At 63.0% G+C, this 13,275-nt stretch carries 9 protein-coding genes; 5 read left to right on the top strand and 4 right to left on the bottom strand.

Features of this window, described 5'->3' with window-relative positions; translation table 11 throughout:
• Positions 1 to 133: 133 nt before the first annotated feature.
• Positions 134 to 1,084: a choline ABC transporter substrate-binding protein gene (locus NCS02_RS14350; RefSeq protein WP_250502688.1), complete on the bottom strand. Its 951-nt coding sequence runs from the start codon at positions 1,082 to 1,084 to the stop codon at positions 134 to 136.
• A gap of 518 nt (positions 1,085 to 1,602) precedes the next feature.
• Between NCS02_RS14350 and NCS02_RS14345 the strand changes: the two genes are divergently transcribed.
• Together NCS02_RS14345 and NCS02_RS14340 are read left to right on the top strand one after the other, a co-directional pair.
• Complete coding sequence (locus NCS02_RS14345) at positions 1,603 to 4,674, top strand: acetoacetate--CoA ligase (protein WP_250436324.1); 3,072 nt, start codon at positions 1,603 to 1,605, stop codon at positions 4,672 to 4,674.
• A gap of 118 nt (positions 4,675 to 4,792) precedes the next feature.
• Complete coding sequence (locus NCS02_RS14340) at positions 4,793 to 5,770, top strand: GlxA family transcriptional regulator (protein ID WP_250502687.1); 978 nt, start codon at positions 4,793 to 4,795, stop codon at positions 5,768 to 5,770.
• Here the strand turns inward: NCS02_RS14340 and NCS02_RS14335 are convergent.
• Positions 5,767 to 6,915, bottom strand: coding sequence for a porin (locus tag NCS02_RS14335; RefSeq protein WP_008354137.1), 1,149 nt, complete (start codon positions 6,913 to 6,915; stop codon positions 5,767 to 5,769). The genes NCS02_RS14340 and NCS02_RS14335 overlap by 4 nt on opposite strands.
• Positions 6,916 to 7,188: 273 nt before the next feature.
• Between NCS02_RS14335 and NCS02_RS14330 the strand changes: the two genes are divergently transcribed.
• Positions 7,189 to 8,505 carry a glycosyltransferase family protein gene (locus tag NCS02_RS14330; protein WP_008354138.1) on the top strand — a complete coding sequence of 439 codons (1,317 nt, stop codon included), beginning with the start codon at positions 7,189 to 7,191 and terminating at the stop codon, positions 8,503 to 8,505.
• A 4-nt stretch (positions 8,506 to 8,509) separates the two neighbouring features.
• Here the strand turns inward: NCS02_RS14330 and NCS02_RS14325 are convergent, their stop codons facing one another.
• On the bottom strand, positions 8,510 to 9,457 hold the full coding sequence (locus tag NCS02_RS14325) for a choline ABC transporter substrate-binding protein (protein WP_008354139.1): 948 nt from the start codon (positions 9,455 to 9,457) through the stop codon (positions 8,510 to 8,512).
• 41 nt (positions 9,458 to 9,498) lie between these two features.
• Positions 9,499 to 11,034 (bottom strand): choline-sulfatase, encoded by a 1,536-nt coding sequence (betC, locus tag NCS02_RS14320; RefSeq protein ID WP_250502686.1) that lies wholly within the window; start codon positions 11,032 to 11,034, stop codon positions 9,499 to 9,501.
• A 108-nt stretch (positions 11,035 to 11,142) separates the two neighbouring features.
• Here betC and NCS02_RS14315 point away from each other — a divergent pair, with 108 nt between their 5' ends.
• Both NCS02_RS14315 and purU read left to right on the top strand, forming a co-directional pair.
• On the top strand, positions 11,143 to 12,054 hold the full coding sequence (locus tag NCS02_RS14315) for a choline sulfate utilization transcriptional regulator (protein ID WP_250436322.1): 912 nt from the start codon (positions 11,143 to 11,145) through the stop codon (positions 12,052 to 12,054).
• A 119-nt stretch (positions 12,055 to 12,173) separates the two neighbouring features.
• A complete protein-coding gene (gene purU, locus NCS02_RS14310; RefSeq protein ID WP_250502685.1) occupies positions 12,174 to 13,049 on the top strand; it encodes a formyltetrahydrofolate deformylase in 876 nt (291 codons plus the stop codon).
• The last annotated feature ends 226 nt before the right edge of the window (positions 13,050 to 13,275 follow it).

Genomic DNA, 13,275 nt, shown 5'->3' with positions numbered 1-13,275 from the left:
CTTTGCTTACTTTCTTTGCAGCAGCAAAGAAAGTGAGTGCCGCCCCGCACAGGGGCAACGCTAATAGACCGACGCGATAACGGGATCCGGCAACAACAACGAGACCCGGCAACAACAACAACAAAAAAAAACCTCAAAGCCCAAGGTATTGCCGAACCGCCGGCAGCCCATCCCTACCATCAAGAGTCTTCACGCCTGCGAGCCAGGCATCCAGCACCTGGGGGTTCTGCTTGAGATAGGCCTTGGCCGCCTCCTGAGGCCGCTCCTTGTTCATCACCGGCTGCATGAGCCGATTCTCGAGATCCGTCGTAAAGCGCAAATTGGAAACGAACTTCCCCGCATTGGGACAACGCGTCAGAAAATCCGTATTCGTCAGCGTATAAACGCGCGCTTCTCCGTAGTTCGGCCCGAACACGTCATCCCCGCCGGAGAGGTAATTGATCTTCATCTGGATGTTCATCGGATGCGGCTCCCAGCCAAGAAACACCACCGGCTTCTTCTCGCGGATCGCCCGCTCGACCGTCACCAGCATCCCCGCCTCGCTCGACTGCACGAGCTTGAACCCGCCCAACCCGAACTGATTCGTGTCGATCATCTTCTGAATCTTCGCGTTCGCACTGCTGCCAGGCTCGATGCCGTATATCGTGCCGCCCAGTTCGTCGCGATGCTTCGCGATATCCGCGAACGTCTTGATGCCCGCGTCATACGCATAGCTCGGCACGGCGAGCGTCGCCTTCGCGCCCGACAGATTCGGCGGCTCCAGCTTCTCGATGCTCTTCGCCTCCAGAAACGGCTCGACCGCCTTCTGCTGCACCGGCCACCAGTAGCCAAGCGACACGTCGATCTGCCTGCTCTTCAACCCCGCGAGCGAAATCGGCACCGACGCGACCGTCGTCCGCGGCGCATAACCGAGCCCCTCGAATACGACCGACGCAAGCGCCGTCGTCGACGTGATATCGGTCCAGCCGATATCGACGAAGCGCACCGTGCGGCAACTCGCGTCCTCCGCGCGCGCACTCTGAGCGACGGCGAACGCCGCGCACGCGCCGGCGAAAAACAGTGTGGGAATCAGGCGTTGTCTCATTGCGAGGCTTCCGTTGAGGGTTGAACCGATGCGCCAGTTCGAATGCCGGCGTGCATACAAAGTACCGCCGCATAAAAGCGCCCGAACGCCCGCGTGCGACCGCGAGTTGACTGCTTGCGACCTGCGTCGCTTGCCGCTTCGCGCACGCGCCTTCGCATCCGCGTCTCGGCAACATTGAAAGCAAATTGAAATCATGACTTCCTGCTCATATTCGAAAACTTCGCACCATGGCGTAAACACGCATTGGAATGAAAAAACGTCGCGAATTCAGTAGTTTTTCCGCTGTTCGGTATCCGAAGCATGGCCGTCGCCGTTGCGCAAGATCAATCTTTGCCGAAACGCCACGGTCTCTGTGGTTGGTCGCACATAGCGCCGACTTCCGGCCGGGTAATGTGCGGGAAAGAGATAGCTTGTCTCGGCAGTGACGCGGCTTCAGGAAATGCGATGGAGTTAGCCGCGAAGCTCGCCGATTACATAGCCGTTCGACACACGTCGCCCAAAACCAAGGTGCCTGGATAATGGACCGTCAAGACGCCATCCGAGAGAGCGCGCGGCTCTACGCGCGCGAACCGCTTTACCTGCCTTCCGCCGAACAGATATCCGCATCGCGCATGACGGCCTTCACGCAGGCCCTCGAAAAGGCAACCGGCGAGCGCTTCGCCGATTATTCGGAATTGCATGCTTACTCAGTGCGCGAATATCGCCAATTCTGGAAATGCTTTCTCGAATCGGCGCGCGGGCTCGAATGGTCGGGATCCGATGAACCGGTCTGCATCGGCAACCAATGCGAAACGGCACGGTTCTTTCCCAACATCGAACTGAATTACGCAGAAAATCTGCTCGGCAAACGCATCGCGCCCGACGACGCTCCCGCGATCACCTCCTGCTTCGCCGACGGACGCCGCATAAGCTATACGCGCGGCGAGTTGCGCGAGCGCGTCGTGCGCCTCGCGCAGACGCTCTCCGAACTCGGCCTGAAGGAAGGCGATCGCGTGGTGGCGATCATGCGCAACGACTGCGACGCGATCACCGCCGCGCTCGCCGTGACCGCGCTCGGCGCAACGCTTTCGACAGCCGCGCCGGAAAACGGCGTGCAGGCGATTCTCGACCGCTTCGCCCCGCTCGATCCGAAGTTCATGTTCGCGCACACGATGCAGCGTCCGTTCGACACCGGCGGCTCGCTCTCGGGCCACGTCGCGGCGGTGGCCGCGCAACTGCCGACGCTCACGGACATCGTCTGTCTCGAAGATACCGAACTGCCCAGCACGGTGACGCAGCGTCAGCACGAGTTGCGCTCGCTGATCGCGCGCGGCGACGCGATGCGTTTCGACTGGAAGCGCTTCCCGTTCAACCATCCGCTCTTCATCATGTTTTCGTCGGGCACGACCGGCAAGCCGAAATGCATCGTGCACGGCGCGGGCGGCACGCTGCTCGAACACGTGAAGGAGCATCGCCTGCACAGCGATTTCGGTCCCGGCGACAAGCTCTTTTTCCACACGAGCTGCTCGTGGATGATGTGGAACTGGCAGATGTCGGTGCTCGCGTCGGGCGTGGAGATCGTCACTTACGATGGTCCCGTCGCCGCCGTCGACACGCTCTGGCGTCTCGTCGCGAACGAGCGCGTGACGGTCTTCGGGACGAGTCCCGCCTATCTGAAGATGAGCGAGGATGCGGGCATCGAGCCGGCCGGACAGTTCGATCTCTCGGCACTACGCGCGATGATGTCCACCGGCGCCGTGCTCTACGACTCGCAGTTCGAATGGGTGTACCAGCACGTCAAGCAGTTGCAGTTGCAATCGATTTCAGGCGGCACGGACATCATCGGCTGCTTCGTGCTCGGCAACCCGAATCTGCCCGTCTATGCGGGCGAAGCACAATGCCGGAGCCTCGGCCTCGACGTGCAGGCGTTCGATCAGGGCGCGAGCACGATCATGCCGGGCGAGCTCGTCTGCACGAATCCGTTTCCGTCGCGACCGCTCGGCTTCTTCGGCGACGACGACGGCTCGCGCTTTCACAAGGCGTATTTCGCGGCGAACGAAGGCGTGTGGACGCACGGCGACGTCATCGAGTTCTCGCCGCAAGGCTCGGCGCGTCTGCACGGGCGCAGCGACGGCGTGCTCAACGTGCGCGGCATCAACGTGAGTCCGGGCGAAATCTACCGCATCCTGAGCGAGATCCACGAGATCCGTCATGCGATGGTCGTCGCCCAGACCGGCGCGAACGCGGGCGATGCGGGCCAGCGCATCGTGCTCTTGCTCGTGCTGCGGCCGGGTGCGCAACTGAATGCGGCGCTCGCCGCGCGCGTGCGCCGCGATCTCACGCGACAAGGCTCCGCCGCGCTCGTGCCCGATGTGATCGTGCAGGTCGACGGCTTGCCCGTCACGCACAACAACAAGCCGTCGGAAGCGGCCGCGCGCGATGCCGTCAACGGCCTGCCCGCGCGCAACGTGTCGTCGCTCGCCAATCCCGAGTGTCTCGATCAGATTCGCGAGCATCCGTCGCTTACGCGCGTGAAGCGCGATCTGCCCGCGCCGGGCGATTCGATCGGATCCATCGAGGCGTATCTGTGCGCGCTCTGGGAACAGCATTTCAGCTTCTCGCCGATCGGCCGCGACGACAACTTCTTCGAGCTCGGCGGCCACTCGCTGCTCGCCGCGCGGATGCTCGCCGACGTGCAGCGCGCGACCGGCCGTGCATTGCCGCTATCGACGATGATCGTCGCGCCGACCGTCGCGCGCCTCGCCGCCGTCCTCGCCTCCGAACCGGGCGCGCGCACCGCGGACTCGACGCTCGTGCAGATGCGCGCGGGCGTCGGCCGGCCGATCTTCATGGTGCACAGCATCACCGGCTCGGTGATGGAGTGCCTGACGCTCGCGGGCATGGTGCAGAACGAGCGGCCCGTGTACGGCCTGCAGGCGCTCGGCCTCGACGGCGATGAAGCGCCGCAGCACAGCGTCGAAGAGATGGCGCGCGGCTACGTGCTGCGCATCCGCGAAGTGCAGCCGAGCGGTCCTTATGCGCTCGTCGGCTATTCGTTCGGCGGGCTGGTCGCGTTCGAGATCGCGCAACAGCTCGTCGCGGCGGGCGAGAAGATCGAGATGCTCTGCCTGCTCGACACGTACATTCACACACATTGTCTGCCCTTCACGCTGTGGACGCGGTATCAGGCGGGCGTGCTCGTCGAACGTCTGCGCGAGTTGCGCTCGCTCAACGCCGGCGCGCGCCTCGGCTTCGTGCGCGGCAAGGCGGCGGCGATGACCAACCGCGTGCGCGGGCGCATGGGCAGGCCGACGACGCACCGGCAATCCGACGACGTCGCCGATCTTCCGCCTGTGCTGCGGCGCGTGCGCGAATCGATGAGCGCCGCGATGGCGACCTACAAGCCGCGACGTTATGACGGCGGCCCGATCGTCTACGTGCGCGCGACGATGCTCGACGACTCGCGCAGCGATCCGCTGCCGGTCTGGCAACGCGTCGCGAAGCACGGCGTGCGCGTGATGCCGGTCCTCGGCAGGCACACCGATCTCGTGGTGGAGCCGCACCTGAGCACGGTCGCCGCGACGCTCACGAACGCGCTCGCGAGCGCCTGAACCGCATCTTCGAGCAGTGCAATCCGGCCGCCCTTCGGGGCACGCCGGATTGCGCGCGTTTTTTGCGCGCGCTAGGGTGGACGGCTTCTCTCATCGACGAGCCTTGCCAATCGATCCGATGTCCGCGCCCCACGATTTCCATTTCCTGCTGCTGCCCGAGTTCTCGTCGATCGGATTCATGTCCGCGATCGAGCCGCTGCGCGTCGCCAATCGCTTCGCGGGCGATCTGTATCGCTGGCACATTCTCAGCTTGGACGGCGGTCCGGTCGCCGCGAGCAACGGCATCACGCTCAACGCCGAAAGCGCGTTCGATCAGGTGAACGACGCGCGCACCGTGTTCGTCGTGTCGGGATTCGAGCCGCTCTCGCGCTACACGCGCGCGATCGGCGACTGGCTGCGGCGCCTCGATCGCGCGGGCGCGACGCTCGGCGGCATCGACACCGGCAGCTTCATCCTGGCGGAAGCCGGGCTGCTCGGGGGCACGCGCGCGACGCTGCACTGGGAAGCGGCCGCTGCATTCACCGAGCGTTATCCGGCGATCGCGACGAGTCAGGAGCTGTTCGAGATCGACACGCGGCGCATCACATGCGCGGGCGGCACGGCATCGATCGATCTGATGCTCGACGTGATCGCGCGCGAACACGGCGCGGAGTTGGCGGCGCAAGTGTCGGAGCAGTTCGTGCTCGGGCGCATCCGGCAGCGCTCGGATCATCAGCGGATGCAGATCGCCGCGCGTTACGGCATCCACAATCGCAAGCTGATTCAGGTGATCGAGCTGATGGAGCAGCATATGGAAGAGCCGCTGTCGCCCGATGCGCTCGCCGAATCCATCGGCGTGACGCGGCGTCAGCTGGAGCGGCTCTTCTGTGCATCGCTGAAGGACACGCCGACGCACTTCTATCTCGGCCTGCGTCTCGTGCGTGCGCGCGAGCTGCTTCACCAGACCGACATGTCGATTCTCGCGGTGTGCGTCGCGTGCGGCTTCGAATCGCCGTCGCATTTTTCGCGCACGTATCGCGCGCGCTTTCAGACGAGCCCGCGGCAGGATCGAAGCGCATTGCGCGCCGTCCCGTCCGCGCGGCTCGCGGCGGCTTAGAACGAGTGACGCATGCCTACGCGCACGTCGGCCTGCGTATTCGACGACGACGGCGTGAAGCTGTAGCCGATGACTGCATCGATGGGACCGGACGCGCGCAGATAGTCGCCCGAGATATACACGTCGGTACGTTTCGAAAGCAGATAGTGCAGCCCGAGCGAGCCCTGATTCCAGTGATTGCCTTCGAAGCGCGTGTGCTGATAGCCGCCGTAGAGATTCAGGTCCGGCCTGAAGCTGTATGACGCGCCGCCTTCGTACACCTGCATGTGCGAGGTCTGGCCGAGGCCCTTGATCGTCGTGTAGGTGAAGTTGCCCGATAACATCAGGTTGCCGATGGTCCATGCCGCGCCCACGGCGAACGCGCCTTGCTTGTCGACGGGAAACGAGGTCGAGCTATAGAGATCGGTGACGGCCCCCGTCGCCGGATCGACCGATACCGTCGGCTGGCCGAGGAAGGTGCGCGCGCCGATCATCGCGTACGGATCGAACGCGTAGATGCCGTTCGGATTGTTGAGTTGCGTATAGGCCGCGCCGACGTTGAACGTGTTCGCCGCATAGTGCGCGCCGACGCTCCACGCGCTGTTGCGATGGAAGTCGCCCGCCTGATTGCCGAACGAATACATGCCGCCGAAGGTGAAGCCGCCGATGTCGTTCGACAGGAACTTGATCGAGTTCGGCAGACGGTCGCCGTTCATGCGGTCGAAGTCGCCCTGGTGAATGGCGTAGCCGCTCGCCCACGCCGAGATGTTGTAGAGGTAGACGAACTCTTCGGTCATATCGAGCTGATTGCCGAGCGAGACGGTGCCCCACTGGTTCTTGAGGCCTACGTAGGCTTGCCGTCCGAATTGCGCGCCGCCGAAGCCGAGCTGGCCATTGCCGAGATGAAAGCCCGATTCGAGCACGAAGACCGCCTGCAATCCGCCGCCGAGATCTTCGGTGCCGCGAAATCCGATGCGGTTGCCATAGGAGATGCCGTCATCGAACTTCACGACATGCGAGCCGCCCGTGTTGCTGACCCAGGTGACGCCCGCATCGAGAATACCGTAGAGCGTCACGCTGCTTTGCGCGTGCGCCGTCATCGGCATGTTCGCCGCGCCCGCTGCGAACGCGAGGCCTGCGATCCTTGCGGCATGTCTTTTTCTCATGTGCTGGTCCTTTGCTCGTCTCGATGTGTATTGCGTTGGAATAGGCGATGAAGCATCGCGTCGACGTCGTAAAAATAAAGGTCCATATATGCGCCGGCTCGACCCGGTGCGACGCAAATCTGTCTAGTTGCGACTACTGCAACATCGTGTTTCGCGTCAATAGAACGAATTCGTTTTCGGACATGCCCGATATGCGCGGCACGGCTCGGCTCGCATACTTCGGAATCTGTAAAAAACCCGCATTACTCAAGCCTTGTTTCGGATTCGAACGACATGACTACCCGCTGCCTGAGCATCCATCAGACCGACGCACCCGAAGTCCTGACCAATCACAAGCACTACGCCGCCCGCATGGGCTACGAGCACGCGAGCATTTCGATGGCGGGCATGCCGTGCCCGTCCCAGCGTTTGTTGCTCAAGTACGAAGCGATCCTGCATCACTTGCGCCGGATGCCCGAGATGGCGCTGCTCGTCTGCATGAGCGAAGACTGCATCGTGCTCAACATGCTCCCGGTCGAGCCCATCGCAGAAGGCAGGCAGCACGCGCTCATGGCGGTTTCCGGCAACGACGACGGACGTCAGACGGCCGTGCAGATCTGGCGTAATACGGTCGAGGTGCGCAACCTCATCGTGTGGTGCATCGGGGAATGCAAGATCGGCAAAGCGCCGCAAAACGAAATCGCGATGCTTGCAGGGCTCGACTACATCGAGCCGCACGGTGAACGCGGCGGCATCATGGCTACGATGCACTGCGGTCCGCGCTACGATCCCATCTGGACGCAGTACCCCAACCTCTGGACCATCGTGCTCGGCGAGGAAGCGATCTACGGTTTCATCCCGGCGAGCTTTCGCAACGCGCTCGCCGAACACATCAACGACTGTCAGCAGAAGGGCGTGCCGCTGTTCCAGCTTCCGGCGCAAAGCGAAACGCCGCATGAAGAGTTCAGCGTCTATAACCCCGGCAAGTCCATCGCCTTCATCACGTACTACACGCCCAACGTGCGTGCGTACGGCGCGATCGCCGAGCAGAACATGCGGCGCTATTGCGAGCGCCACGGCTATACGCTTTACGTCTATCGGCAGACGCCCGCCGAAGGCGTGCCCGGCGCGACCGGCACCTGGCTCAAGCCGTGGTTCCTGCGCAAGCATCTGCCGCATCACGACTGGGCGATCTGGGTCGATGCCGACATCCTCTTCTTCGATCAGCGCAAGCCGATCGATCCGCTGCTGGACGGGCGCGACATTCTCGCGGCGCACGATATCGGGCCGTGGATCATCAATGCCGGCGTGCTCGGCTTTCGCCGCAAGCCCGCGGTCCTCGCGTTCGTCGACGAAATCCACGAGCATGTCAGCGCCGCGCCCGACAAATCGAGCACCTATGCGAACGGCGGCGATCAGACCATCATCGCGAATCTGCTGACGGACCGTCTCGGCTGGAAGCTCGAACACGGCCTCGACTGCCTGAGCATCAATACGCCGTGGTACTTGCACCAGGCGGACAGCCTGATGCTCCACTTCATGGCGATCCAGACGCCGATGCGCGCCGTCGTGATGGCCGCACAGGAACGCGCGAGCATTCAGCTCGGCTGATCCCTCACTTCACGCCGAGCGCGGTCTGAACGGCTTCCAGGCCGTTTCCGCCGCTCGCCGTGGTCACGCCGTCCAACCACGATTTCAGCAGCTCCGGATGACGCTTCAGCGCATCCGTGGCCGCTGCATCGACATTCGTTTTCTTCTCCAGCACATCCGTGATGACGCCGTTCTCCAGATCGACGTTGAACGCCATCTGTTTGAACAGCCTGCTCACGTTGGGGCATTGCTGCTCGTAGCCGCTGCGCGCCACGGTGTTCACCGTCGCGCCGCCATAGTTGGGGCCGAAGTATTTGTCGCCGCCATCGAGATAGGCGAGCTTGAACTTCGTGTTCATCAGATGCGGCTCCCACGCGAGAAACACGATCCACTTCTTGTCGCGCACCGCCCGCTCCACTTGCGTGAGCATCGCGGTTTCGCTCGATTCGACCAGCTTCCAGTCGCCGAGACCGAAGGCCTTGTCATCGACCATGCGCTTGATGTTCTGATTCGCCGGCGCGCCCGGTTCGATGCCGTAGATGCGGTTATCGAACTTGTCGGCGTTCTTCGCGAGGTCCGCGAACGAATGCACGCCCGCCGCCGCCACATAGTCCGGCACCGCGAGCGTGAACTTCGCATTGGAGAGATTCGGACGCACGACGTCGATCGATTTCTCTTCGAAGAACGGCTTCACGAGCGGCGCCTGCGCGGGCATCCAGTTGCCTAGAAACACGTCGATCTGCCCTTTCTTCATGCCCTGATACGTGATCGGCACCGACAGGTTCGCGACGTTCTGCCGATAGCCGAGCGCCTTGAGCACGATGCCGCTCATCGCGTTGGTCGCGTCGATATCGGTCCAGCCCGGCCCCGCCATGCGGACCTGCGTGCAGGACTGCGGCTCGGCGGCAAACGCATGCGAAGCCACGCAAGCCAGCGCGGCGGCGAAGAGCGCGTGGATGAAGCCCTTTTTCATGGTGCATTCCTGTCGTGTGTTGTGGGGATGCGATCGATGCGTCAGTGCTCGACGGCGGGAAAACGCGCCATCGCTTCGAGATCGTCCAGATCGATGTGATTGCGCATGTAGCGCTGGCTCGCATCGACGTGAGGCTGCCAGTCCCATGACTGAATCGTGCCCTGCGTCGTCGCCGCGAAATGGAAATGGCGGCGGCGCTGACTCTTCAGCACGTCCTGATGCAGCGCATCGAGATTCCAGCGGCGCGCGATCTCCGCGCGGAATTCGGCCACGCGCGCGGCGTGACGCTCATCGCTTGCGAGATTCTCGCGCTCGAACGGATCGGCTTCTACATCGTAAAGCTGATCCGGATCCACGCTCGAATGAATGAACTTGAAGCGCCCGCGCCGGATCATCACGATGGGCGCAATCGCGCCTTCCGCGAGATATTCGCCGATGGCTTCGTCGTGCCCGCCGGTCTCGCGCAAGTGCGGCACGAGGCTTTGACCGTCGATGCTGTCGGGCCACGCTTGCGGCGCTTGTCCGCGCGCGAATTCGACGAGCGTCGGCAGCACATCGAGATGCGAGACCGAATCCTTCACGCGATGCGCGCCAAACCGCTTCGGCGCGTGCACGATGAGCGGCACGCGGCAGCCGCCTTCGAAGAACGTCATCTTGTACCAGAGGCCGCGCTCGCCGAGCATCTCCCCGTGATCCGACGTGACGACGATGATCGTATCGTCGGCGAGACCGGCCTCGTCGAGCGCTTCGAGGATCGATGCGAACTGGTCGTCGACATACGACACCGCGCCGTAGTACGCGCGCCGCGCATTGCGGATTTGCCGGTCCGTCGGCGGCGTGCGATCCGCTTCGTACACATGGCGCAGGCGCTTCGAATGCGGATCGCAGGCATCGAGCGAATCGCGATACGAAGGCATGTCGATGTCTTCATCGCGATACGCGTCCCAGTACTTGCGCGGAATCGCATACGGATCGTGCGGATGCGTGAGCGATGCGACCATCATGAACGGACGCGCGTCCTTGCCCGCGTTGCGCTCGCGCGCGATGTCGAAGAGCTTTTGACGCGTGGTGAAGGTCACTTCGTCGTCGAAGTCGAGTTGATTGGTACGCACGCATGGGCCCGCGTCTATCACGGAGCTCATGTTGTGATACCACGTCGGGCGCGCATCGGCGTTCTGCCAGTCGGGCGTCCAGCCGAAATCGGCGGGATAGATATCGGTCGTGAGACGTTCCTCGAAGCCGTGCAACTGATCCGCGCCGCAGAAATGCATCTTGCCGGAGAGAATCGTGCGATAGCCTTCGGCGCGCAGATAGTGCGCGAAGGTCAGCGTTTCGGACGGGAATTCGGCGGCATTGTCGTATGCGCCGATGTTCGAAGGCAGCTTGCCCGCGAGAAGCGAAAAACGCGAAGGCGCGCACAGCGGACTCGCGCAATACGCGGATTCGAACACGACGCCTTCGCGCGCGAGCGCATCGATGCGCGGCGTCTTCGTCACGCGATTGCCGTATGCGGCGAGTGCGAAGGGCGTGAGCTGATCGGCCATCAGTACAAGGATATTTTGTTTCGTCTCAAGCATGACTGCGTGCCTCGAATAGAATCGTTGATTGAGCGTTGGGTGTCACTATTGCCGTTCAAATCGCGGCTGTGAAGACAGCAAAACGTTATGCGTTCATAAGGGGGAGTTATGCCGCGGCCGGACCGCCTGCCACCGATGCAGGCGTTACTGATGTTCGAATCCGCCGCGCGGCACGCGAGCTTCACGGCTGCCGCGCGCGAACTCGGCTCGACGCAGCCCGCGGTGAGCCAGCGCGTCGTGCAGTTGGAGGAATCGCTCGGGGCGGCGCTGTTCGAGCGCGGGCATCGCGGGGTCACGCTCACGGACGACGGCGCGCGTCTTTTCGATGCGGTGCGTCGGGGACTCGACGTGATTCGCGCGGCGACGTCGGACATCCGCTCGCGTCACGCGCAACGCACGCTCACGCTGTCGACGGATTTCGGCTTCGCCACATACTGGCTGATGCCGCGCCTGCCGCAATTCAAGGCGCTGATGCCCGATGTCGACGTGAAGATCATCACGTCGCAGAGCTTGCCGAGCGCATCCGGCGATCATGCCGATGTGGTCATCGTCTTCGGCGACACGCATGCCGAATGGAGCGGTCAGAGCGCCGTGAAGCTCTTCGCCGAACGCGTGATGCCGGTGTGCAGCCCGGCGCTGATCGCGGGAAGAAGCGCGCCCGTATCGCCCGCCGATCTATCCGGGCTGCCGCTCTTGCATCTCGAACCGACGCTGCCCGAGCGCTGGCTTTCATGGAGCGCGTGGTTCGAAGCGCACGGCCTTGCCGCGCCGCCGACGCAGGGCGGCTTCACGTTCAACAGCTACGCGCTCGTCGCGCACGCCGCGGTGATGGGCCAGGGCGTCGCGCTCGGCTGGGCGCCGCTCATCGACGAACTGATCGCGACGGGCCAGCTCGTCGCGCTCTGCGATGCGCCGCTCGTCACCGATCGGGGCTACGTGCTCGTGACGCCGCGCGAGCCGTCGGCGGCGGTGCGGGCGTTCAGCGAGTGGCTGCTGGACGAATGCGACGTCGTCGGCTGACGCTTTCGTACTATTTGCGCGGCGGTTCGCTTCTATCCGGAAGGCGCGCGCGTTTGCTCTACTAGCGCGTACGCTCGCCGCATTTCGCGGCGCTGCAACCATTCGAATGTGGAGCACGCATGGCAGCCGATTCCCGCTTTGATCAACTCGTGCTTACCGTTTCGTGCCCGAGCGCGGCGGGGCAGGTCGCCGCGATCGTCGGCTTTCTGGAGCGGCATCACGGCTATATCGACGAACTCACCGTCTTCGATGACGATCTCTCCGAGCGCTTTTTCGTGCGTTGCGTGTTTCATGGCGCGCGTCCCGAGGAGGCGCTCGATCTCGCGATGCTGAAGCGCGAATTCGAGCCTATCGCCGAGCGCTTTGCGATGTCGTGGGCGATGCACGATCTCGCCGTGCGGCCGAAGGTGCTGCTGATGGTGTCGAAGCTCGAGCACTGTCTTGCGGATTTGCTGTTCCGCTGGCGCATGGGCGAGTTGAAGATGGATATCGTCGGCATCGGGTCGAATCATACGGATCTGGCGCATCTGGCGGAGCAGCATGGCTTGCCGTTCCATCATCTGCCGATTACCGCCGATACCAAGCCGCAGCAGGAAGCGCGCTTGCTCGATCTGTTCGATACGTCAGACGCGGAGTTGATGGTGCTTGCGCGGTATATGCAGATTCTTTCAGGCGAGACGAGCCGCAAGCTGGCGGGGCGTGCGATCAATATCCATCACTCGTTCTTGCCTGGGTTCAAGGGGGCGAAGCCTTATCACCAGGCGCATGCGCGTGGGGTCAAGCTGATTGGCGCGACCGCGCATTTCGTCACCGACGATCTCGATGAAGGACCGATCATCGAGCAGGAAGTCGAGCGCGTCGATCATTCTTATGGGCCGGAGCGGTTGTTGGCGACAGGGCGGGATGTGGAGTGCCTTGCGCTTGCACGCGCGGTTAAAGCGTTTATTGAGCGGCGGGTTTTTATTAATGGCGAGCGGACTGTGGTTTTGCGGTGAGGTTTTTGCGCTCCGGGTTAGCTTGCTTTGCTGTTTTCGCTGGATTCCATATTCGCTTGGCTAGGGTTTCGCCGGATCCCGTTATCGCGTCGGTCTATTAGCGTTGCCCCTGTGCGGGGCGGCACTCACTTTCTTTGCTGCTGCAAAGAAAGTAACCAAAGAAAGCAGCTCGTCACCGCCCGCGGTCACACGCAGTTTGGGTAGTTCTCTCGTTCCAGGTGGCACT

The organism is Caballeronia sp. NCF2 (genome assembly GCF_023631205.1).
Taxonomy (GTDB): Bacteria; Pseudomonadota; Gammaproteobacteria; order Burkholderiales; family Burkholderiaceae; genus Caballeronia; species Caballeronia zhejiangensis.
The sequence above is the reverse complement of the archived record's forward strand: the minus strand, read 5'-3'. Positions and strand labels throughout refer to the sequence as shown.

Coding starts and splice junctions, on each gene's coding strand:
- NCS02_RS14350 (WP_250502688.1), bottom strand. CDS start 1,084: ATGAGACAACGCCTGATTCCCACACTGTTTTTCGCCGGCGCGTGCGCG.
- NCS02_RS14345 (WP_250436324.1), top strand. CDS start 1,603: ATGGACCGTCAAGACGCCATCCGAGAGAGCGCGCGGCTCTACGCGCGC.
- NCS02_RS14340 (WP_250502687.1), top strand. CDS start 4,793: ATGTCCGCGCCCCACGATTTCCATTTCCTGCTGCTGCCCGAGTTCTCG.
- NCS02_RS14335 (WP_008354137.1), bottom strand. CDS start 6,915: ATGAGAAAAAGACATGCCGCAAGGATCGCAGGCCTCGCGTTCGCAGCG.
- NCS02_RS14330 (WP_008354138.1), top strand. CDS start 7,189: ATGACTACCCGCTGCCTGAGCATCCATCAGACCGACGCACCCGAAGTC.
- NCS02_RS14325 (WP_008354139.1), bottom strand. CDS start 9,457: ATGAAAAAGGGCTTCATCCACGCGCTCTTCGCCGCCGCGCTGGCTTGC.
- betC (WP_250502686.1), bottom strand. CDS start 11,034: ATGCTTGAGACGAAACAAAATATCCTTGTACTGATGGCCGATCAGCTC.
- NCS02_RS14315 (WP_250436322.1), top strand. CDS start 11,143: ATGCCGCGGCCGGACCGCCTGCCACCGATGCAGGCGTTACTGATGTTC.
- purU (WP_250502685.1), top strand. CDS start 12,174: ATGGCAGCCGATTCCCGCTTTGATCAACTCGTGCTTACCGTTTCGTGC.